The 22,111-nt window shown below is 65.5% G+C and carries 20 protein-coding genes and 1 pseudogene; 19 read left to right on the top strand and 2 right to left on the bottom strand.

The features are described from left to right. Positions 1–120: 120 nt before the first annotated feature. From I7S92_RS21415 to I7S92_RS21400, 4 genes and pseudogenes are all read left to right on the top strand, one after another. Positions 121–783: pseudogene (locus tag I7S92_RS21415) on the top strand (type IIL restriction-modification enzyme MmeI); the annotation flags it as partial. Beyond that, on the top strand, positions 780–2,237 hold the full coding sequence (locus I7S92_RS21410) for an ATP-binding protein (RefSeq protein WP_197647546.1): 1,458 nt from the start codon (positions 780–782) through the stop codon (positions 2,235–2,237). The pseudogene I7S92_RS21415 and the gene I7S92_RS21410, both read left to right, overlap by 4 nt. Positions 2,238–2,395: 158 nt before the next feature. Continuing rightward, positions 2,396–4,447 carry a DEAD/DEAH box helicase gene (locus I7S92_RS21405; RefSeq protein ID WP_197647545.1) on the top strand — a complete coding sequence of 684 codons (2,052 nt, stop codon included), beginning with the start codon at positions 2,396–2,398 and terminating at the stop codon, positions 4,445–4,447. Next, a complete protein-coding gene (locus I7S92_RS21400; RefSeq protein ID WP_197647544.1) occupies positions 4,440–5,645 on the top strand; it encodes a GIY-YIG nuclease family protein in 1,206 nt (401 codons plus the stop codon). The genes I7S92_RS21405 and I7S92_RS21400 overlap by 8 nt, the downstream gene beginning before the upstream one ends. Before the next feature lie 78 nt (positions 5,646–5,723). On the opposite strand, the gene I7S92_RS21395 is transcribed toward I7S92_RS21400, so the two are convergent. Further along, positions 5,724–7,532 carry a DUF6538 domain-containing protein gene (locus tag I7S92_RS21395; RefSeq protein ID WP_197647543.1) on the bottom strand — a complete coding sequence of 603 codons (1,809 nt, stop codon included), beginning with the start codon at positions 7,530–7,532 and terminating at the stop codon, positions 5,724–5,726. A 454-nt stretch (positions 7,533–7,986) separates the two neighbouring features. On the opposite strand from I7S92_RS21395, the gene I7S92_RS21390 reads away from it, so the two are divergent. The 10 genes from I7S92_RS21390 (at position 7,987) to I7S92_RS21345 (ending at position 17,528) form a co-directional block, all read left to right on the top strand. Beyond that, on the top strand, positions 7,987–8,853 hold the full coding sequence (locus tag I7S92_RS21390; protein WP_197647542.1) for a phosphate/phosphite/phosphonate ABC transporter substrate-binding protein: 867 nt from the start codon (positions 7,987–7,989) through the stop codon (positions 8,851–8,853). Between the two features lie 7 nt (positions 8,854–8,860). Continuing rightward, on the top strand, positions 8,861–9,661 hold the full coding sequence (locus I7S92_RS21385) for a phosphonate ABC transporter ATP-binding protein (RefSeq protein WP_197647541.1): 801 nt from the start codon (positions 8,861–8,863) through the stop codon (positions 9,659–9,661). Next, positions 9,658–10,452: a phosphonate ABC transporter, permease protein PhnE gene (phnE, locus tag I7S92_RS21380; RefSeq protein WP_197647540.1), complete on the top strand. Its 795-nt coding sequence runs from the start codon at positions 9,658–9,660 to the stop codon at positions 10,450–10,452. The genes I7S92_RS21385 and phnE (I7S92_RS21380) overlap by 4 nt, the downstream gene beginning before the upstream one ends. Beyond that, a complete protein-coding gene (locus I7S92_RS21375) occupies positions 10,449–11,117 on the top strand; it encodes a class I SAM-dependent methyltransferase (RefSeq protein WP_242070339.1) in 669 nt (222 codons plus the stop codon). Before phnE (I7S92_RS21380) ends, I7S92_RS21375 begins: the two co-directional genes overlap by 4 nt. Continuing rightward, positions 11,114–12,334 (top strand): alpha-D-ribose 1-methylphosphonate 5-triphosphate diphosphatase, encoded by a 1,221-nt coding sequence (locus I7S92_RS21370; protein ID WP_197647539.1) that lies wholly within the window; start codon positions 11,114–11,116, stop codon positions 12,332–12,334. Before I7S92_RS21375 ends, I7S92_RS21370 begins: the two co-directional genes overlap by 4 nt. A 172-nt stretch (positions 12,335–12,506) precedes the next feature. Next, positions 12,507–13,325, top strand: a complete 819-nt coding sequence (gene phnC / locus I7S92_RS21365) for a phosphonate ABC transporter ATP-binding protein (RefSeq protein ID WP_197647538.1) — start codon at positions 12,507–12,509, stop codon at positions 13,323–13,325. Between the two features lie 27 nt (positions 13,326–13,352). Then, positions 13,353–14,249 carry a phosphonate ABC transporter substrate-binding protein gene (gene phnD / locus I7S92_RS21360; protein ID WP_197647537.1) on the top strand — a complete coding sequence of 299 codons (897 nt, stop codon included), beginning with the start codon at positions 13,353–13,355 and terminating at the stop codon, positions 14,247–14,249. Between the two features lie 69 nt (positions 14,250–14,318). Then, positions 14,319–15,197, top strand: a complete 879-nt coding sequence (phnE, locus tag I7S92_RS21355) for a phosphonate ABC transporter, permease protein PhnE (protein ID WP_197647536.1) — start codon at positions 14,319–14,321, stop codon at positions 15,195–15,197. A gap of 171 nt (positions 15,198–15,368) precedes the next feature. Then, on the top strand, positions 15,369–16,691 hold the full coding sequence (gene phnE / locus I7S92_RS21350) for a phosphonate ABC transporter, permease protein PhnE (protein WP_197647535.1): 1,323 nt from the start codon (positions 15,369–15,371) through the stop codon (positions 16,689–16,691). A gap of 207 nt (positions 16,692–16,898) precedes the next feature. Further along, positions 16,899–17,528 (top strand): LbetaH domain-containing protein, encoded by a 630-nt coding sequence (locus I7S92_RS21345; protein ID WP_354001353.1) that lies wholly within the window; start codon positions 16,899–16,901, stop codon positions 17,526–17,528. Here the strand turns inward: I7S92_RS21345 and phnF are convergent. Continuing rightward, positions 17,519–18,229 carry a phosphonate metabolism transcriptional regulator PhnF gene (gene phnF, locus I7S92_RS21340; RefSeq protein WP_197647533.1) on the bottom strand — a complete coding sequence of 237 codons (711 nt, stop codon included), beginning with the start codon at positions 18,227–18,229 and terminating at the stop codon, positions 17,519–17,521. The two genes, I7S92_RS21345 and phnF, sit on opposite strands and share 10 nt — an antisense overlap. A gap of 117 nt (positions 18,230–18,346) precedes the next feature. Here phnF and phnG point away from each other — a divergent pair, with 117 nt between their 5' ends. From phnG to phnK, 5 genes are read left to right on the top strand one after another with little or no spacing between them, the layout of a single operon-like run. Then, on the top strand, positions 18,347–18,790 hold the full coding sequence (phnG, locus tag I7S92_RS21335) for a phosphonate C-P lyase system protein PhnG (protein ID WP_197647532.1): 444 nt from the start codon (positions 18,347–18,349) through the stop codon (positions 18,788–18,790). Continuing rightward, on the top strand, positions 18,787–19,356 hold the full coding sequence (phnH, locus tag I7S92_RS21330) for a phosphonate C-P lyase system protein PhnH (protein WP_197647531.1): 570 nt from the start codon (positions 18,787–18,789) through the stop codon (positions 19,354–19,356). The genes phnG and phnH overlap by 4 nt, the downstream gene beginning before the upstream one ends. Continuing rightward, positions 19,356–20,447: a carbon-phosphorus lyase complex subunit gene (locus tag I7S92_RS21325; RefSeq protein WP_197647530.1), complete on the top strand. Its 1,092-nt coding sequence runs from the start codon at positions 19,356–19,358 to the stop codon at positions 20,445–20,447. The genes phnH and I7S92_RS21325 overlap by 1 nt, the downstream gene beginning before the upstream one ends. Beyond that, positions 20,444–21,307 carry an alpha-D-ribose 1-methylphosphonate 5-phosphate C-P-lyase PhnJ gene (locus I7S92_RS21320; RefSeq protein ID WP_197647529.1) on the top strand — a complete coding sequence of 288 codons (864 nt, stop codon included), beginning with the start codon at positions 20,444–20,446 and terminating at the stop codon, positions 21,305–21,307. The genes I7S92_RS21325 and I7S92_RS21320 overlap by 4 nt, the downstream gene beginning before the upstream one ends. Continuing rightward, positions 21,304–22,107, top strand: coding sequence for a phosphonate C-P lyase system protein PhnK (gene phnK, locus I7S92_RS21315; RefSeq protein ID WP_197647528.1), 804 nt, complete (start codon positions 21,304–21,306; stop codon positions 22,105–22,107). Before I7S92_RS21320 ends, phnK begins: the two co-directional genes overlap by 4 nt. Positions 22,108–22,111 lie beyond the last annotated feature (4 nt).

Below are 22,111 nucleotides of genomic sequence, written 5' to 3'. Positions count from 1 at the left end.
TTCGGAAAGAATGGCTTCAGGCGCTCCATTTGCGCCTCGGACAGCCAGTAGAGGTTGCTCATCGGTCAGGTCTCCTTGCGAGGCCTGAATCACGCGAACCGCCCGAAATCAATGGGTCTGGAGCCTAACTATGCTGCCCAAGTTGCAGACTTCTCCAAACGCTTCGCCTCTGTAGCGAAAGCAAGATCGCTGAGTCCCAAGGATGGGACAAAGCAAGGCGCAGCCTGGCCACACAGATTCGAAGAAGTGAAACAGACCGGGACGGAAACCTGTATTATCGTTCCGAAGGTCTCCTCTGAAACCCGCCAATACCTTCCGGTTGGTCTGCTGCCGCCTGGATCAATCATCACTGATTTGGCTTTTGCCCTCTATGATGCCCCACTTTGGAACATGGCGCTGATAGCCTCGCGCCTGCACCTGGTCTGGATCGGCACTGTCTGCGGCAAGCTGAAGACCGACTACCGATACTCCAATACCCTCGGCTGGAACACCTTCCCCGTCCCCACCCTGACTGAAAAGAACAAGGCCGATCTGACCGCCTGCGCCGAAGATATCCTCCTCGCCCGCGAGGCACATTTCCCCGCCACCATCGCCGACCTCTACGACCCCGAGAAGATGCCCGAAAACCTGCGCGCTGCCCACGACCGCAACGACGAGGTCCTCGAACGCATCTACATCGGCCGCCGCTTCAAGAACGACACCGAACGGCTGGAGAAGTTGTTCGATATGTATACGAAGATGACGACCTCGCCGTCTGCACGCGGTAAGCTGGCCAAGTCATGACTACAGACCCGCGCACCCTGGCCATCATCAACGACCTGCGGAAGCTGCCTGCCGAGGCACCCTGGGCTGAGTTCAAGGAGAACAATCCGGACGGGCAGATGATCGGCAAGCTGATCTCGGCCCTCTCGAACTCTGCGCGCGTGGCGGATCAACATTTCGGTTATGTCGTATGGGGCGTCCGCGATGGCGACCATTCTGCAATCGGGACCACGTTCGAACCCGGCACACGCAAGGAGAATGGCCAGCCGCTGGACCTCTGGCTTGCACAGCGTCTGCAGCCGGCGATCGATTTCAAGTTCGAGACGGTCGACTATCACGGCACGCGGCTGATCCTGCTGACGATCCCTGCAGCCATGACCGCGCCGGTGGAGTTCGACCGGAGTGCTTACATTCGCATCGGCAGTGCAACGCCACGGCTGTCTGAGCATCCAGAACGTCTGCGGGCCCTTTGGGCAAAACTGCAGCCCTACGCCTGGGAAACCGGGATTGCTGCTCAGTTCCTGACGGGCGACCAGGTTCTTGCGCGGCTTGACTATGCCAGCTACTTCGACCTGACGGCGCAACCCTTGCCAGACAACCGTGCTGGCATCTTCGACAGACTGCTGGCCGATCGCCTGGTGCAGCAGGACGCAGGCGGCCACTGGAACATCACCAACCTGGGCGCAGTCCTGTTTGCTAAGCGACTGAGCGACTTCGCACCTGCGATCGCGCGCAAGGCCGTGCGCTTCGTCGCTTATGACGGGATGAGCCGAGCCAATACTGTCACGCACCGGCAGGATGGGCAGCGCGGCTATGCCGCTGGTTTCAAGGGGCTGGTCGACTACATCGACGGTCTGCTTCCGCGAAACGAGCACATCGGCAAGGCGTTCCGTGAGGATCGGCCGCTTTACCCGTCGATCGCCATCCGTGAACTGGTGGCGAACGCGCTGATCCACCAGGATATGACGGTCGGCGGGGCGGGCCCGTTGATCGAGTTGTTCGCGGACAGGATGGAGATCACGAATCCGGGGCAGCCTCTGGTGAGCCCGGACCGGTTCCTCGACCTGCCCCCCCGCTCCCGCAACGAGGCGCTGGCCTCTCTCATGCGGCGCATGCGCCTGTGCGAGGAGCAGGGAACGGGCATCGACAAGGTGATTTTTGCAGTTGAGCTGCACCAATTGCCGCCACCGGACTTCCGGACCGAAGGCGATGCCGTGCGGGCAGTGCTTTTCGCCCCGCGTCGGTTTGCCGAGATGACACCGGAGGAAAGGATCAGGGCCTGCTACCAGCATGCAGCTTTGAAGTTCGTCAGCGGCCAGCGCATGAAGAATTCAACCCTGTGCGAACGCTTCGGGATCGACCCGAAGAACGCCTCGCAGGCTTCGGTGATCATCGGGCAGTGCCAGAAAGCCGGGCTGATCCGGCCGGCAGACCCGACACATCCGAGGGCAGGCTATGTTCCCTTCTGGGCATGACGGCCGGGAAAGTTTTGATCGGGTTTTGATCGATGAGGGGTGGAAAGTGCGCACTTCAAGAGAAAGCAATTATGAATCAAAGTCTTACATGGCCATGATAGTGGCCGGAGGTCTTGATTGGGTCTTGATTTACGCCATGGGCGCCAAGGAAATCTACCATGACTGAACGCCTTCATGTCCCATCGGTCTCTGTCACCTATGCACGCAATGGCACCTCGACCAGGGCGAACGAACTCGGCATGCGCGTCATGCAGGAACGGGCGTATGAGAAGCGGGGCGAGCAATACCTCCTGATCAAGTCACCCCCGGCCAGCGGTAAGAGTCGCGCGCTGATGTTCATCGCGCTGGACAAGCTGCACAACCAGGGCCTGAAGCAGGCGATCATCGTGGTGCCGGAGAAGTCGATCGGGTCCAGCTTCGCCGACGAGCCGCTGTCAAAGTTCGGCTTCTGGGCCGACTGGAACGTGGAGCCGAAGTGGAACCTCTGCAACTCGCCCGGCACCGACGGCGGCAAGGTGAACTCGGTCGGTGCGTTTCTGGAGAGTAGGGACCGCGTGCTGGTCTGCACCCATTCAACCTTCCGCTTCGCAGTGGACCGGTTCGGTGTCGAAGCCTTTGATGACCGGCTAATCGCAGTGGACGAGTTCCATCATGTCAGCGCCAACCCCGACAACAAGCTGGGTGCGCACCTGGGCGCCTTCATCGATCGGGACCGGGTGCATGTCGTCGCTATGACCGGCAGCTATTTCCGCGGCGACGCCGAGGCCGTCCTGATGCCGCAGGACGAGAGCAAATTCGAGACGGTGACCTACACCTACTACGAGCAGCTGAACGGGTATGAGCATCTCAAGGCGCTGGACATCGGGTATTTCTTCTACAATGGCCCCTATGTCGACGACATCCTGAAGGTGCTTGACCCGGCCGAGAAGACCATCCTGCACATCCCATCCGTCAACTCGCGCGAGAGCACGAAGGACAAGCACAAGGAGGTGGAGGAGATCATCGAGTCCCTAGGCGAATGGCAAGGGGTAGACGAGGCGACCGGCTTCCAGCTGGTCCGGACACCCGAGGGTCGGGTGCTGCGGATTGCTGATCTGGTCGATGACGAGGGGCCGCGGCGCGACAGGGTCTCATCCGCGCTGAAGGATCCAGCTCAGAAGATGAACCGCGACCATGTAGACATCATCATCGCACTAGGCATGGCGAAGGAGGGTTTCGACTGGATCTGGTGCGAACACGCCCTCACGGTCGGCTATCGCGCCAGCCTGACCGAGGTGGTCCAGATCATCGGCCGAGCCACGCGCGATGCGCCGGGCAAGACCAATGCCCGGTTTACCAATCTCATTGCTGAACCGGATGCCTCGCAGGGGCTGGTGACTGAAGCAGTTAACGACACGCTGAAGGCGATCGCGGCAAGCCTGTTGATGGAACAGGTCCTGGCCCCGAAGTTCGAGTTCAAACCGAAGACGCAGACCAGCAGCGCGCAGCCGGGGTTTGACTACGGCGACACGGGGTATGACCAGAACAAGTGCAACGTTGGCTTTAACGAGGAGACCGGCACCTTCCAGATCGAGATCAAGGGACTGGTCGAGCCAAGGAGCAGGGAAGCCGTGCGGATATGCAGCCAGGATTTGAACGAAGTGATCACGGCCTTCGTGCAGGACAAATCAGCGATAGAACGCGGCCTCTTCGATCGCGAGGAGCTGGTGCCTGAGGAACTGACCCAGGTCCGGATGGGGAAGATCGTGAAGGAGAGATTTCCCGAGCTTGACGACCACGATCAAGAGGCTGTCCGCCAGCACGCCATCGCAGCGCTGAACCTCACGCAGGAGGCGAAACGCCTCGCCACCGGCACCGATGACGGCGAGCGATCGGCCAACACGGCCCTAATCGACGGGGTGCGGAGGTTCATGAACGTCCGCGATCTGGACATCGACCTGATCGATCGGATCAACCCGTTCGGCGAAGCTTATTCGATCCTGGCCAAAACCATGAGCGAGGACAGTCTGAAACAGGTCGCGGTCGTGATCGCATCCAAGAAGGTCAAGCTGACACCAGAAGAAGCACGGGACTTCGCCCGACGGGCAGTGAAATTCAAGCTGGAGCGCGGACGCCTGCCGTCGATCACCTCACAGGATGCGTGGGAGCGGCGAATGGCGGAGGGCGTGGCATTCCTTGCCCGGATGAAAGCCGAGGCCGCCAATGGCTGACTTCACCGATGAAGACGACGCCCTTCTCTCCGAGTTGGGGGTAGAGGTCGGGTCGAAGAAGACCAGCAGTCGGACCCCGCAAGAAGAGCGGATTATCGCTGGGTTCGAGGACATTCAGTGCTTCGTTGAAGAGCACGGCCGTATCCCACAGCATGGGGAGGACCGAGACATCTTCGAGCGCCTCTATGCCGTGCGCCTGGACCGGATCAAGGCACTGCCCGAATGCCGTTCCGTAGTGGCCCCGCTCGATCATCAGGGCCTACTCGGAGACCCAGTGACTGCTACTGCCACGGGGGAGGACGAGGAACTTGACGACGATGCCCTGTTGGCGGCGCTCGGAGTCGAGGCTGAGTGTCCCGGGATAACGGAACTCCGGCATGTCCGACCGGCAGCGGAAAAGCAGGCGGCAGAGGAGGTGGCGAACCGGACGCGCTGCGAGGACTTCGCGACTTTCAAGCCGTTGTTCGAGCAGGTCCAGAAGGACCTCGATGAAGGAATCCGGGAAACCCGTCCCTTTGAGCTAAAGGCCGAGATCGCGCCCGGCCGGTTTTTCATCGTTGGCGGGCAGAAAGCCTATGTCGCCGAGATGGGCGAGATTGAAATCACTGCTCAGGGAAGAACCGATGCGCGGCTGCGGGTGATCTTCGACAACGGCACCGAGAGCAATATGCTCATGCGATCGCTTCAGCGGGCGCTGAACAAGGACGAAGCTGGAAGGCGGATCACCGAGCCAGTCGCTGGCCCCCTCTTTGCAGACCGGCCAGAGGACGGAGATGAGGCGAGCGGCACCATCTATGTGCTGAGAAGCAAGTCCGATCACCCAATGGTCGCCCAACACCGCGAGGTCATTCACAAGATTGGCGTGACGAACATGAGCGTGAAACAGCGGATCGCTGGTGCGCGGCTGCAACCAACCTTCCTCATGGCAGATGTTGAACTTGTTGCGACCTACGAACTGTTCAACATCAACAGAACAAAACTCGAAAACCTGATCCATCGCATCTTCGAGCCAGCTAGGTGCGACATCGAGATCCGGGATCGCTTCGGACGACCGGTCGTGCCGAAGGAATGGTTCATGGTGCCTCTGTTCGTCATTGATGAAGCTGTGAAGCGCATCAAGGATCGGTCGATCACCGACTATCGTTATGACCCATCCTCGGCGCGTCTGATCAGTATCCGAGGGTCGACCAGCCAATAGGAGAGCGCGGCAATCCTGGATTCGACGAACGAGGAAATTTTTCTGATGTGACCGCGAGAAGATCAGCTGTCGGGAGCGTCAGCTGATCAAGTGATCGGTTTCGAGACCTGGGTAGCCGATGGCATTCACCAGTTCGATCCGTTGCTCTAGCATACCTTGAGGCATGATTCCGTAGCGGCCAGTCATCGAGCCTTCTGTATGCCCGAGGATGAAGCCGAACTGATTATCAAGATACCCCGCACGACGAAGCGCATCGGCGGCCCCATGCCTGAACGAGTAGAGCGACAGACCTCGCCCTGCCTTCAGGCCGATGCGAGTGAGATACTTGCCGAACTCCCGCGAGTAGTCGGACATCATCTGACCACGCTCGTTGCGCTTGGCACCTGGGAATAGCTGCTTGTCACCGGCGGCTGCTCGCTCAGCATGATAATCCAGAAACCCGAGCTTCATGAGTTGGGGGTGAATGGGAAGAACGCGCATCGAACCAGCTGTCTTGACCGATTTCCCCTCGGCGTGCGCTTCGCCCTCGGTCGTGATGTGCATGATCCAGTGGCCATGCTCCTGGCGCACGTCGCTTACTGCGAGCTGGCCGATCTCCCCCGGGCGGGCGCCGGAGAACAGCATGATCAGGGGAACCCAGAACCGATGGTCGCGGATTCTGACGTCACCGGGCTTCGCGATGTTCCTCCACTCGGTGTCGCTTTGCGCCCCCATGAAGAGCGGCGATTTGAACAGGATGTTCAACTGATCGGTCGAAAAGGGTAGCGTTTTCGTCCGGCGCTCCTTGGGCAAGGCCATCCCCGAGCACGGGTTTGCGCTGATGTAGCCGTTAGCCTCTGCCCAGGAACAGAAGGCTGACAGACTTGAGAGGTAACGGTTCACGGTCCTGTCTGAGAGGACCGGCCTCTTCTTCTCCCTGTTCGCCTCGACCGTCTGCGCCATGGTCATCCCACGGAACTCGGTCACCTCCGTGGCCCGCACAGGATACTCCATCAGAAGCGCCTTCCACTCCCGAACCTGTTTTTTCGAGATGTTCGCCACTGGGAAGCCGGGACCCACGGTATCGATGAAGATAGAGATGTCCCGGCATGCCTCTTCGATCCGGCTCTTGCTGACGTTACGCGGATTCTCTTTTCTGAAAGCTGCCACAGCCTCGGCGATGCTTTCTCCGGGTGCCGCCACGGCGGACGCCCCTCTTCTGTCGAGGGTCGGCGGCTTAACCAAGGGGTCACGCGGCTGGCCGGTAAAATCGCCAAGATCGCGCTCTAGCGAGCGTTCAAGAGCCTCCACCTCTGCGCGCATCAAGTGCCGTGCGAGACTGATCCAATCCAGACTAGAGCGTTCGACGAAGAGGCCGTTACGCTTAAGGTAATCCTCAACTTCGTGTGCGATCAGGGCCGTCTCGCCGACGGACAGATGCTTCTTCAGCTCGGCGAGTTTCGCGCGGCGTGCGTTCGCAGAGAGCTTGGCTACGGTCTGCGCGTGCTTCAATTCGAGTGTGGCATCAATTATCGACAATGGGGTCGTGCCGGTGATCTGCCCTTTCTCGACACGCAAAAGCAGGTCCGCCTTGATGCGATCCAGATCAGCTTGCCCAGGTATCGCCGCTCGTTCCGCCTCGTCACGATCGAGCGCGGCGGTGTAATGCTCCCAGACAGCGAACTGTCGATCCGCATCCACGAGCGACCGACGCGCGCGTATCTCGTCAAACTCCCTCTGCCATTCTGTGATCACTGGCCAGACCAGCCGCTTGGCTTCGACCTTGTCCTTGGTCTTGAGCGATCGCTTCTTGGTTCGTGTCTTCAGGACCGTCACCAGATCCAGAGGCACATCAATACGCGCGTAGTAGACGCCGTCGCGCCTCGTGAGATAGGTTGCGTCACGCAAGAGAAGCTCCCGATCAGCTCTTCCCGGCACACCCGTCCGGAACACCAGTCCGGAACAGTTCTTCGTGATAAGTGTTTGTTCGTCAATACCTTGTGCATGATCAGCGGGTTGCGAATAACAGGGTTATGTTCCTCTCGCTCCGACCAACAGAAAATTCCCGAAATGACAGATACCTGCAGGGCCGCCGCTTCGATCCGGAACATTTCTCCGGACAGCTGACGCGGAACACACCTCTGCTTCGCAGCGCAGGTTCCGGTCGACCTCTCCGGACGGGCAGCCCATACAAGCAACAATCTTGCTTGATTCGGCGAAGACGGCGCATCTCTCCGCCCGCCGACGCCCGTGTCCACCCGGAAACGACCGGGCTGTCGCAGTCCTGTGATCTCTCCATCGCGCCACTGTAGTCTTTGACTGCTAGCCGTCCGCTCAGTTCACCTGAAAGGACGTCATCCTCATGAAACACCTCCTCGCCTCGGGCCTTCTGGCCATTGCGATCGCCTCCGCAACCGCTTCCACCGCTCAGGAGACCATCCGCTTCGCCGTCACCGACATCGACGGGATGGAAGCGATGCAGCGCGAGATGGGGCCGTTCAAGGAAGCGTTCGAAGCCGCCTCGGGGCTGAAGGTCGAGTTCTTCCCGGTCTCGGGCCGCACCGTGGCAGTCGAGGCGATGGCGGCGGACCAGGTCGATTTCGTTCTGACCGGCCCGGCAGAATATGTCGTCTTCAACGCGCGCCTCGATGCCCGGCCGGTCGTGACCTGGGTGCGCCCGGATTACTACTCCACGGTCGTCGTGCTGGAGGACAGCCCGGTGAAGATGCCCGCCGACCTGAAAGGCCAGATGGTCTCGTTCGGCGAGATCGGCTCGACCTCGCAGCACCTGGGCCCGGTGGACCTGCTGGCCGGGCAAGGGCTGACCTATGCGGTGGACTACCAGCCGGTGTTCCTGAACCGCAACGTCGCGGTCGAGGCGCTGATCAAGGGCGAGATCGCCGGGATCGGCCTGAACCGCACCCATCTCGACAGCATCGCCGGGAAATTCCCGGACCAGAAGTTCCGCGTCCTGGTGAAAGGTCCGCAACTGCCGGACGACATCCTGCTCGCCTCGGCCAAGGTCTCGCCCGAGGTGGTGGAAACCGTCCGCCAGACCTTCGCCGACCACGGCGCCGAAATCCTGGCGGCGCTGACCTCGACCGAGGAGAACGCCAAGTATATCGGCGGCACGTTCAACCCCACGGTGACGGATGCCGACTACGACGTGGTGCGCAGGATGTTCGAGAACATCGGCATCACCGAGTTCACCGAATTCGTCGGCGAGTGATCCGGGCATGAACGCGCCCCTTCCCCCGCAGGCGCTGGCCGGCTCTGCGCGCGCAGAGCCGGTCCTTGCCGTAGCCGGCCTGACCAAGGCCTTCCCCGGCCGTCAGGTGCTGCGGGGCCTGGACTTCACCCTGTCACCCGGCCAGGCAACGGCGCTGATCGGGGCGAACGGATCGGGCAAATCCACCCTCCTGCGCTGTCTCGTCCGCCTGGTCGAGCCGACCTCCGGCGAGATCCGCATGCTCGGCCGCGACGTGCCCATGCTGGCGCCGCGCGCGTTGCGCCGCCTGCGGGCCGAGGTCGGCATCGTCTGGCAGCGACATAACCTCGTTCCCCGCCTTTCGGCCCTGTCGAACGTGATCCACGGCGTGCAGGCCCGGATGTCCGGCCCCCACGCCTGGGCGCAGTCGCTGGCCCCGGCGCCGGTGCGCGGCGAGGCGATGGAATGCCTGGCCCGCGTGGGCCTGGCCGACCGGGCGCTCCTCCGCGTCGACAGCCTGTCGGGCGGCCAGCAGCAGCGCGTCGCCATCGCCCGGATGCTGATGCAGCGCCCCGCCTTCATCCTGGCCGATGAGCCCGACGCCAGCCTTGATCCCCAGACCGGGGAAGAGGTCATGTCCCTCCTCCTCGATCTCGTCCGGGAAGAGGGTCTCTCGCTTCTCGTCATCTCGCACCGGCTCGAACACACCCTGCGCTTTTCCGACCGCATTCTCGGCCTGGCCAACGGCCGGATCGCCCTGGACCTGCCCACCAGCCGCGCCAACCCCACCAGCCTGCGCCGGTTCTTCGACCACGCGGAGGCCGCATGACCGCGCTTGCCCCCGCCCGCTTCCGGCACCGCAGCCTCGTCGAATATGCGGCCCTCCTTTCCGTGCTGGCGCTGGTCGTCACTTCGCTTGCCGCCACCGCCCCCGCGCCCGAGAAACTGGGCAGCGGCTTCGCCCGGCTTTTCGCCCCCTCGGGGATGCTGACCCAGATGGTCCCGCCGGACTTCACCCGGATCGCGCCCATCGCCTGGAAGCTCCTCGAGACGTTGCAGATGGCCGTAGCCGGCTGCTTCCTCGGCCTTCTTCTCGCGCTTCCCTTCGCCATCCTCGCCACCGACCGCCTCTCGCCGCACCCGCTGGTCCGCCACGCCGCCCGCGCCCTCATCGCGCTGTTCCGCACGGTGCCGGACCTGGTCTGGGCGATCATCTTCATCATCATCGTCGGCCTCGGTCCGGCCGCCGGGGTCATGGCGATCATGGTCGACAAGATCGGCTTCGCGGGGCGCTTCTTCGCCGAGGCGATGGAGGAAACCGACCCCGGCCCGCAAGACGCGCTGCGCGCCATCGGGGCCAGCCGCCTCGGCATCATCGGCTCGGCCGTCCTCCCGGCCTGCCTTCCCTCCTTCACCGCCACCTCGCTTTTTGCGCTGGAGAAATCCGTGCGCGGCTCCGCTGCCCTGGGCCTCGTCGGGGCCGGTGGCATCGGGGTGGACCTCAAGGTCGCCTTCGATCTCTTCAACTACGACGAGGCGCTGGCGATCATCCTTCTCATGCTCCTCCTGGTCGTCGCCGTCGAACAGGGGTCGGGCTGGATTCGCAGGAAATTGATATGAACCACATGCTCACCGACACCGCGCATCTCTACTGGAACACCGAGTGGCAGAAGGCCGACGGCACCTCGCCCTGGGCCTTGCCCGAGCCCTGGGCCATCGACCACTCCAACACCCTCCTCCCCGGTTCGCGCATCCTGGACCTCGGCGCGGGGATCGGCCGCCATGCGCTTGCCTTCGCGCAAGCCGGCCACCAGGTCACCGCGCTCGACGCTTCCGAGGCTGCCACCGCCGCCGTTGCCGCAGCCGCCTTCGCCAGGGGTCTGGCCATCGACGCCGTGCGGGCCCCGATGACCGACCTGCCCTTCGAGACCGCCAGCTTCGACCATGTGCTCGCGTGGAACGTGATCTACCACGGCGACGAAAGCGTCGTCCGCCGCGCACTGGCCGAAGTCGCCCGCGTCACCCGCCCGGGGGGCACGTTCATGGCCACCATGCTGTCCGCTCGCCGCCTTCCGGTGGAGCAGGCCAAGGCCAAGGGCCGCGAGATCAGCCGCAACACCTGGGTCTTCGAGGGTGAAGGCGACAAGATCCACCCGCACTACTTCTGCGCCGCGCCCGACCTTCTGTCGCTGATGTGGGGCTTCGAGATCCTCACCCTCTTCGACCGGCCGCATGAAAGGCCCGGCTCCTGGCACTGGCACCTTCTGGCGGAGCGCCTGGGATGAGCGCCGAACTGATCGAAGGCGCCCGCGTCATCCTGGACGAGCGGATCGAGACGGCTTCGGTCCGCATCGAATCCGGGCGGATAACCGGGATCGACGGGGCCCGCGACGGGGCCACCGTGATTCCTGCCCGCGGCCGCATCCTCGCTCCCGCCTTCGTCGACATCCACGGCGATGCCTTCGAGCGTCAGCTCATGCCGCGCCCCGCGGTGATGGCACCCGTCGAAACCGCGCTTCTGGAGACCGACCGCCAGCTTGCTTCGAACGGCATCGCCACCGCCTACCATGCCCTGACCCTCTCCTGGGAGCCGGGCCTTCGCAGCGTCGATACCGGCTGGCAGGTTGTCCGCGCGCTGGAGCGCCTTCGCCCGCGCCTGACCGCCGAGAACCGCCTGCAACTGCGGTGGGAGACCTTCTGCCCCGAGGCGGAACCCCTGATCGCCCAGGCCCTGGCCGGTCCCGACCGGCCGGCGCTGGCGTTCAACGACCATACGACCTCGATGCTCCTGCACCCGGACGTGCCGGTCCAGGATCGGCCCTTCGACCAGGTCCCCGACTATCCGGTCACGCCCTTCGATGCCCCGCGCTTCGTGAAGAAGATCGCCGAGCAGGCCCGCCGCGCCCAAATCTCGCCCGAGGGCTACGTGGCGCTGCTGACCAGGGTCTGGGACCGCCGGGCAGAAGTTCCGGGCCATATCGCCCGGATGGCCGCGCTGGCCCGGGCGCAGGGGGCCCCGATGCTGTCCCATGACGACAGCCAGGCAGAAACCCGCGCCTACTATCGCAGCCTCGGCGCGACGGTGGCCGAGTTCCCCATGCATGACCGCGTCTTCCTTGCCGCGCGCGATGCCGGCGACCCCATCGTCCTCGGTGCGCCGAACGCCATGCGCGGCGGCAGTCATCTGGGCAGCCCCGGTGCTGCGCAGATGATCGCGCGGGGTCTCTGCGACATCCTTGCCTCGGACTACTTCTACCCCGCGATGCTGGGGGCGATGGTGCGGCTGCATGCCGATCGCGTCGCACCGCTGCCCGCGCTCTGGAAGCTCGTCTCGCTGAATCCGGCCCGTGCCATGGGCCTGACCGACCGGGGCCGCATCGCCCCCGGCCAGCGCGCCGACCTCATCCTCCTCGACTGGCCCGAGGCCCAGGCCCCAGCTCCCCTGCGCACCTGGGTTTCCGGGCGCCCCGGCTATTCTGCCCTGCCCCCGGCATCGCGCTGATCTTCCACGAAATCCGCCTGGCGCTCGCCGCCCCCGCCCTGAAGGGCCCGGGGCCTGTGCCTGGCCGCGCCATGTCAGGTGGCAGGCACCGTCACTCAAGCTTCATTCAGACTTCGACAGCCTGTCACATCCGCCCGCTAGGACCTTCCCAGACCAAAGCGAGGGACCACCGATGCTGGACGTGCAGGGCGTGACGCGGATGTTCGGCCGGAAGGCCGCCGTCGACAACATCAGCTTCCGGATCGACCGCCCGGCCTTCGTCGGCATCATCGGCCGCTCGGGTGCGGGAAAGTCCACTTTCCTGCGCATGATGAACCGGCTTCTGGACGCGACTGCGGGGGAAATCCGCGTCGATGGCCGCGACGTGCTGTCCCTGAAGGGCGCGGAAGCCCGCGCCTGGCAATCGCACTGCGCGATGATCTTCCAGCAGTTCAACCTGGTGCCCCGGATGGACGTCGCCTCCAACGTGCTGCACGGCATCCTGAACCGCCGCTCCACGCTCCAGACCCTGTTCAACCTCTGGCCCCGCGCCGACATCCTGAAGGCGCTGGAGATCCTCGACCGCCTCGGCATCGCCGAACAGGCCCCGAAACGCGCCGAGGCGCTGTCGGGCGGCCAGCAGCAGCGCGTCGCCATCGCCCGTGCGTTGATGCAGGACCCGAAGATCATCCTGGCCGACGAGCCCATCGCCTCGCTCGACCCGATGAACGCCCAGGTGGTGATGGACACGCTGAAGCGCATCAACGTCGAGGACGGCCGCATGGTCATCGCCAACCTCCACACCCTCGACACCGCCCGCCGCTACTGCGACCGCGTGATCGGCATGCGCGACGGTCGCATCGTCTTCGACGGCACGCCCGCGCAGCTGTCCACCGGCATCGCCCGCGAGATCTACGGCGCCGACGCCAGCTTCAACGAAGCCGCGACCTCGACCGCCATCCCCGCCGACACCAGCCCGGACCGCAGCTATGCGGACCTGATGCTGTCGTGACCTGAACGACCAACCCACGGAGAAACCATGCAAAAGCTGCTGACTGCAACCGCCCTCGTCGCGCTGACGGCCACCTCGGCCGCAGCCCAGGAGATCACCGGGTTCAATATCGGCATCCTCGGCGGCGAGAACGCCCAGGACCGCCTGACCTCGAACGAATGCTTCCGCGCCAGACTGGAGGCCGAGCTTGGCGTCCCGGTCAAGCTCTTCACCCCCGCCGACTACGACGGCGTCATCCAGGGCCTTCTCGGGGGCACGCTCGACTATGCCTGGCTCGGCGCCTCGGGCTACGCCAAAGTCTACCTGACCGACCCCGAAGCGGTGGAAGTCAAGCTCACCAAGCAGAATGTCGACGGCTCGACCGGCTACTACTCGATCGGCTTCACCCGCAAGGACACCGGCATCACCTCGATGGACGAGGCCAAGGGCAAGGTCTTCGCCTTCGCCGACCCGAACTCCACCTCGGGCTACCTCGTCCCCGGCGCCGAACTGGCCGCGACATACGGCGACCTGACGTCCTACTTCGGCGAGGTGAAGATGTCCGGCGGGCACGAGCAGACCATCGTCGGCGTCGCGAACGGCGACTTCGACGCGGGCGTGGCCTGGGCCGACGGCCTGGGCAACTGGGAAGACGGCTACAACTCGGGCGCCTTCCGCAAGGCCGCCGATGCGGGCCTGGTCGACATGTCGAACCTGGTCGAGATCTGGCGTTCGGCCCTGATCCCGGAAGGCCCGATGGTGGTGCGCAAGGCCCTGCCGCAGGAGGTCAAGGACAAGGTGACCCAGCTTACCGCCGACCTCTGGGAAACCGACCCCGAATGCGCCTATGCGGTCGCCGCGGGCGAGGCCAAGGATTTCGTTCCGGTCGAGCACTCGGCCTATGACGGAATCCTCGCCGCCCGCAAGATGCAGGAAGGCACCTGAGCCATCCTGCCGGCCGGACCCCGACGCTCCCCGCTGGGTCCGGCCTTTTCCTCTTGAACGGATCATCAGATGGTTGACGCCGCCTTCGGCCCCGAACAGGGCCAACGCCCGAACCTTGCCGATCCACGCGCGGCCTATCTCGAACTGGTGCGCCGCAAGCGGATGTATGGCGGCATCCTCCTCCTGGTCTTCATCGCCCTCATGGCCTCGGGCTGGAGGCTCGCCGAAGACCGCAATGCCGGCGGCTTCCTCGACGGGCTGCACCAGATCTTCGCCTTCCCCGCCGAGGTCCTCTCGGAAGCATGGGAAAAGCGGGCGCTTCTGCCGGCGATCTTTTGGGACCACATCCCCGCCCTGGTCGAGACGATCAACATCGCCGCCGTCGCCACGCTGCTGGGCGCGCTGGCGGCGATGTCGCTGTCGCTGCTCGCCACCCGGGGCCTGGCCCGCTGGCCGCGCCTGATCCCCCTGTTCCGCCGCACGATGGACGCCCTGCGCGCCATCCCCGAGATCGTCATCGCGCTGGTCTTGATCTACATCCTCGGCGGCGGCCCGGTCCCCGCCGTCATCGCCATCGCGCTGCATACCGGCGGCGCGCTCGGCAAGCTCTTCTCCGAAGTGGCCGAGAATGCCGACCTGAAGCCGGTGGAAGGCCTCGCCTCCGTGGGCGCCAACTGGTCGCAGCGCATGTGGCTGGGCGTCATCCCCCAGGTCGCGCCCAACTGGCTGAGCTACGCGCTCCTCCGCTTCGAGATCAACGTCCGCGCCAGCGCGATCCTCGGCTTCGTCGGCGAGGGCGGCATCGGCCATGACCTGAAACTCGCGATGCAGTGGGGTCAGGGCCGCTATGACGAGGTCGTCGCCATCTTCGCGCTTCTGTTCGTGACCATCGTCGTGATCGACCAGGTCTCCGACCGCTACCGGCAGAAGCTGGTGAAAGGGAACTGACATGCGCACCACTTCTGACGCAGCCCCCCACCCCCATCCCCTCCCCACAAAGGGGGAGGGGAGCCACCCGGTCCAACCCGCGCGCAGCCCCTCCCGCCCCGCGCCTCCCTCCCCCCGCGTGGGGGAGGGATGGGGAGGGGGGGCACACACGCCTGACCAGGGGGCCCCCCGATGACCGCCATGCATGCACCCGGCCTCGCCGGCACGGTGACCCGCCGCTTCGCGGCCCGGACCCGCCTGGCCTTCGCCATCCCCGCCGCGATCCTCGTCTACCTGATCTATGCGGCCATCAGCTTCGACCTCGCGGGCCTTGTCCAACGCGCCCGCTTCGACAATGCCGCGATCCTTCTGGGCGATTTCTGGTCGCACAAGACCCATGTCACCCGCGACAACCGGACGGATGCCGTCACCATCGCCATCGAGGGCGAGAACAAGGGCACCTATCCCGGCGGGATGCTGCCCGATTGGGTCACCAGCGACGGGACGGTGACCACCATCGACCTCGGGGACGGCCATATCGTCACCTACGACGATGCCGGCGCGCGCTATGCCGTGCCGGGCTATGGCACCATCGACATCCGGCCCCAGGGCGGCAAGCCTGTCCTGACCGCGCCGCAGCCCATCCCCGACTGGATCTCGGTGGCCGAGAACAAGGTCTCGGTCACCACCGACCAAGGGCGTTTCAGCTATTCCCGCTCCAAGGTGGAAACCTTCCGCTACGAACCGGGCTGGGAACTCTGGTTCTTCACCCTCGACAGTCCGTTCTACGGCAAGTCCTGGGGCGAGTTGATCGCGCTGGCCGCCACCGGCGACCGGATCGACCCGGCCCGCAGCAACCTCGGCTACATGGTCTCCGAATTCTGGACCAACAAGATGTGGCGGCATGGCGATGTCGCCTGGGCGATCTTCGAGACGATCCTGATGGCCTTCCTCGGCACCATGACGGCCGCGCTGGTCGCCCTGCCGCTCGGCTTCCTCGCCGCCCGCAACTTCAGCCCGCTCGGCCCCCTGCGCTTTGCCGCCCGCCGCGTCTTCGACTTCATCCGCGGCGTGGACGGGCTGATCTGGACCATCATCCTGTCGCGCGCCTTCGGCCCCGGTCCGATGACCGGCGCCATCGCCATTGCGCTGACCGATACCGGCACCTTCGGCAAGACCTTCTCCGAGGCGCTGGAGAACATCGACGAGAAGCAGGTCGAAGGCATCCAGTCCACCGGCGCGAACAGCCTGCAACGCGCCCGTTTCGGAGTGATCCCCCAGGTGACGCCGGTGCTTCTCAGCCAGATCCTCTACTACCTGGAATCGAATACCCGCAGCGCCACCGTGATCGGCGCCATCGTCGGCGGCGGCATCGGGCTTCTCCTGACCCAGGCGATCATCACCCAGAAGGACTGGGAGGAAGTCGCCTACTACATGGTCCTCATCGTGCTGATGGTCATGCTGATGGACAGCCTCTCCGGCTGGCTGCGGCGCAAGCTGATCAAGGGCAGCTGAACCCATGCCCGCCCGTCTCTCATGCTGGCGCAAGTATCCTGGGCGTTTGGGGGTGAACCCGCCAAAGTCCGAGGGGGGGCCGACGAGACGAAAGGCGCGCGCCGCAGGCGCTCATTCTGAAAACCACCCCTGCCCGGCACTCCGCCCGAAAGTTACCCAAAGATGACCGGCCGAGACCAACCCATTGAAAAGACTTCCTCCGGTCAGGTGTCCACGCGTGGACACCGCCTCTCTCCCGACGGCGCGGTGATCCATCCCGGCTGCCTGATCGTGAACTCCACCTTCGCCTCCTGGACCGAGGTCGGCGAAGGCTCCCGCATCCTCAATTCCACCTTCGAAGCCTATTCCTACTGCGACCGCCTCTCCGACATCGCCAACACCACCGTCGGCAAGTTCGCCAACATCGCCGCGATGACCCGGATCGGCCCGACCGACCACCCGCTGGAGACCGCGAGCCTGCACCACTTCCTCTACCGCTCGACCAACTACTGGGACGACATCCCCGACGATGCCGCCTTCATGGCCCACCGCGCCAGCCGCCGCACCGTGATCGGACCGGATACCTGGCTGGGTCACGGAGTGATCGTGAAACCCGAAGTGACCGTCGGCGTCGGGGCCATCGTCGCCTCGGGCGCGGTCGTCACCAAGGACGTGCCCCCCTACATGATCATGGCCGGCATCCCGGCCCAGCCGCTCCGTCCCCGCTTTGACGCCCGCACTGCCGACCGCCTGATGGCGCTCGCCTGGTGGGACTGGCGCCACGACCGCCTCCGCTCTGCGCTGATGGATTTCCGCGCGCTGAAGGCCGAGGAATTCCTCGACAAATATCAGGGCTGATCCGCCACCGTCAGCGTGACCCGCTCGCCCGCGAACCAGGTCATGCCCAACTCGACCGGCACGCCGCCGGGGTCGACGTTCACCGCGACTGTCCGCATCACCGGCGCGCCGGGCCGCACGGAAAGCGCCACCGCCAGCACCGGATCGGCGAGCTGCGCCGTCAACCGGGTCTCGGCCCGGGTGTAGTCGGTCAGGCCCGCGGCCGCGAGCGACCGGGTGATCGATCCCGTCTCGCGAACCGAGGCCGGGAGGTCAGGAAACCGGGCGGCCGGAAAGACCGACCGGAAAGCCGCGATCGGCTGTCCATCGGCCAGCGAGACCCCCTCCACCACCTGCACCGGCTCGCCCACCGTCAGCCGCAGCGCCCGCGCTTCCTCGACATCGCAAGGCCGCGTCTCGGCCCGGCTGATCCTGCGCGAGGGGGTCCGCCCCGCCGCCAGCACGTTCTGATGGAACCGCACCCGGCGACCCAGCGGATAGTCCGTGGGCTGCTGCGCCACGAAGACCCCCGCGCCCTGGCGGGAATGCAGCAATCCGCGCTCGGCCAGGGAAGCCAGCGCATGGCGGACCGTGTGCCGGTTCACCCCGAAGCGTGCCGCCAGCACCGCCTCGGTCGGCAGACGGTCGCCGGGACGGTAGTGTCCGGCGGCGATCTCTTTGGTCAGGGCGGTCGCGATGGCGGACCAGATGGCTTCTTTCAAGGGCTTATCCCGTCATGAAAAATTCACAACTCTCCGGTTGGCCGGGGGCCGCCCGTCGAGTATGATTTGTATAGTTGTATAGAACACTGGACAACCCCTCAACTTGTCGAGATTCAGATGACCGACGCTTCGCCCCCGGCCCGCAAGACCTGGATGGCCACGCTAGCCAAGGCCCCTCCCGCCCGGCTGGCCGCACTCATGCCGGAGCTTCCGCCGCACACCGTCCTCCGCCAGCCCGAGATCGGCGCGGTGATGGTTCGAGGGCGGGTCGGGGCCACCGGCGCGGCCTTCAACCTCGGTGAAATGACCGTGACCCGTGCCTCGGTCCGGCTCGCCTCGGGAGAGGTGGGGCACGCCTGGGTCCAGGGCCGCGACAGGGGCCATGCGCTGCGGGCTGCGGCCGTCGATGCTTTGATGCAGACGGAAGCCGCGCCGGACCTGGCCGCACGCATCGTTGCGCCGCTTTCCGCCGAGGCCACTGCCGCCCGCTCCGATCGGGCCGCAAAGGCCGCAGGCACCAGGGTCGATTTCTTCACCATGGTTCGGGGAGAGGACAAATGACCGCTCACGCGCTTGAAGGCGGCTTCACGGAGGCCTCCGTCCAGTCCGCCCGCGCCTTTCGCGAGATACTGGAGGCGATGGCGCGCCCCGGTACGATCCGCAAGATCGCGGGCGCCCAGCCCCCGGCGCCGCTGTCCATTGCGGCCGGCGTCGCGCTGCTGGTCCTGGCCGACCCGACGACGCGCCTGCACCTTGCCGGGGACGCCGACTGCCCGGTGGTGCGCGACTGGGTGGCCTTTCACACCGGCGCGCCGCTGGCCTCGGCCGAGGACGCCGACTTCGCCCTCGGCACCTGGTCGGCGCTGCACCCCGTCAGCCGCTTCCGGATCGGCCAGCCCGACTATCCCGACCGCTCGGCCACGCTGATCGTCGAATGCGACCGGCTTGCTCCGCACGGCCCCTGCCTGACCGGGCCGGGGATCGAGACGGCCGCCTGGCTGAACCTGCCCGAAACCGCGGCTTTCCGCGCCAACCGGGCGCTGTTCCCGCTGGGCTTCGACACGCTCTTCACCGCCGGCGACCGCATCGCCGGCCTGCCCCGGTCCACCCGCGTGGAGGCGATCTGATGTATGTAGCCGTCAAGGGTGGCGAGCGCGCCATCGACAATGCGCACCAATGGCTGGCCGAGGAACGCCGGGGCAACCCTGCGGTGCCCGAACTGACCATCGCCCAGATCCGCGAGCAGATGAAGCTGGCCGTCAACCGGGTAATGTCCGAGGGTTCGCTCTACGACCCCGACCTCGCGGCGCTGGCGATCAAGCAGGCGCGCGGCGACCTGATCGAGGCGGTCTTCCTGATCCGCGCCTATCGCACCACGCTGCCGCGCCTGGCGGGCTCGCTGCCGGTAGAGACCGGCGCGATGGCGGTGGACCGGCGGATTTCGGCAACCTTCAAGGACCTGCCCGGCGGTCAGGTGCTGGGGCCGACCTTCGACTATACCCATCGGCTGCTGGACTTCGCGCTGATGGCCGAGGGCGAGCCTGCGGTCGCTCGGGCCGCCGCCGACGATGCGCCGCCCGCGTCCCGCGTCCCGCATGTCACCGGCTTCCTGAACCGTGACGGGCTGATCGAGGCGGCCGCGCCCGACGACATCTCGCCCCCCGACCTGACGCGCGAGCCGATGGAGCTTCCGGCCGACCGGGCGCTGCGGCTGCAGGCGCTGGCGCGGGGGGACGAGGGCTTCGTCCTCGGCCTGGCCTATTCCACCCAGCGCGGCTATGGCCGGACCCATGCCTTCGTGGGCGAGCTGCGGATCGGCAAGGTCGCGGTCGAGGTCGAGATCCCCGAGTTGGGCTTCGCGGTCGAGGTCGGCGAGGTCGAGCTGACCGAATGCGAGACGGTAAACCAGTTCAAGGGCAGCCGCACCGAGCCGCCGCAGTTCACCCGGGGCTATGGCCTGGTCTTCGGCCAGTCGGAGCGCAAGGCCATCGCGATGAGCCTCGTCGACCGCGCCCTGCGCTGGCGGGAACTGGGCGAGGATGACACCGGCGCGCCGGCGCAGGACGAGGAATTCGTCCTGATGCATTGCGACAATATCCAGGCCACCGGCTTCCTGGAACATATCAAGCTGCCGCATTACGTCGACTTCCAGGCCGAGCTGGAGCTGGTCCGGCGGCTGCGGGCCGAGGCGGATCCCATGCAAGAGGCTGCGGAATGACCGATCAGGCTTACAACTTCGCCTATCTCGACGAACAGACCAAGCGGATGATCCGGCGGGCGATCCTGAAGGGGATCGCGGTGCCGGGCTACCAGGTCCCCTTCGCGAGCCGCGAGATGCCGATGCCCTATGGCTGGGGCACCGGCGGGGTGCAGGTGACGGCGGCCTGCCTGGTGCCCGGGGACCGGCTGAAGGTCATCGACCAGGGCGCGGACGACACCACCAACGCGGTCTCGATCCGCCGCTTCTTCCAGCGCACCGCCGGGGTCGGGGTGACCGAAGCCACCGCCGAGGCCACCGTGATCCAGACCCGTCACCGCATCCCCGAGACGCCGCTGGCCGAAGGCCAGATCCTGGTCTACCAGGTTCCGATCCCCGAGCCCCTGCGCTTCCTGGAACCGCGCGAGACCGAGACGCGGAAGATGCATGAGCTGGAGGAATACGGCCTCATGCACGTCAAGCTCTACGAGGACATCGCCCGGCACGGCCAGATCGCGACCTCCTACGCCTATCCGGTCAAGGTCGAGGGACGCTATGTGATGGACCCCTCGCCGATCCCCCGGTTCGACAATCCGAAGCTCTCGGGCAACCCGGCGATCCAGCTCTTCGGCGCGGGGCGCGAGCAGCGGATCTACGCCCTGCCGCCCTGGACCGAAGCGGTGAGCCTGGATTTCGAGGATCACCCGTTCCACGCCACCAAGGCGCCGCATGACTGCGACCTTTGCGGGGCGAAGCACAGCTACCTCGACGAGGTGATCACCGACGATACCGGCGGGCGGATGTTCGTCTGCTCCGACACCGATTTCTGCGCCGGACGGCGGGCAAAGGGCCATGTCGGCCGCCTGGGAGAAGCCGCATGACCCTGCAAGACCCGTTCGAATTCCCGCAGAGAACCCGCGCCCCCGACCAGCCGCTCCTGACGGTCGAAAACCTTACGAAACGCTACGGCCCCCGCATCGGCTGCGCGGATGTCTCCTTCGAGCTCTACCCCGGCGAGGTGCTGGGGATCGTCGGCGAAAGCGGCTCGGGCAAGTCGACGCTGCTTTCCTGCCTGGCGGGCCACCACTGCCCGGACCTCGGGCGGATCAGCTATGACGGGCGCGACGTGCTGGCGATGTCCGAGACCGACCGGCGGCGCCTGTCGCGCACCGACTGGGCCTATGTCCACCAGAATCCGCGCGACGGGTTGCGGATGGGGGTCAGCGCGGGCGGCAACGTGGGCGAGCGGCTGATGGCCGTCGGCGCACGGCACTACGGACAGATCCGCGGCAGGGCGGTCGACTGGCTGGGCCGGGTCGAGATCGCGGCCGACCGGATCGACGACCGGCCCTCGGCCTTCTCGGGGGGCATGCAGCAGCGGTTGCAGATCGCGCGCAATCTGGTGACCTCGCCGCGACTGGTGTTCATGGATGAACCCACCGGCGGCCTCGACGTCAGCGTGCAGGCCCGCCTTCTGGACCTGCTGCGCGGGCTGGTGCGGGACCTCGGCCTGTCGGTGGTGATCGTGACCCATGACCTTGCCGTGGTCCGTCTGCTTGCGCACCGTCTGATGGTGATGAAGGGCGGCCGCGTGGTGGAGCAGGGCCTGACCGATCAGGTGCTGGACGACCCGCAGCACGCCTATACCCAGCTGCTCGTTTCCTCTGTCCTGCAGGTGTAAGCCC

The organism is Tabrizicola soli, assembly GCF_015999335.1.
Lineage (GTDB): Bacteria > Pseudomonadota > Alphaproteobacteria > Rhodobacterales > Rhodobacteraceae > Tabrizicola > Tabrizicola soli.
Note: the sequence above shows the minus strand (reverse complement) of the source record. Positions and strands in the feature narration are given on the sequence as shown.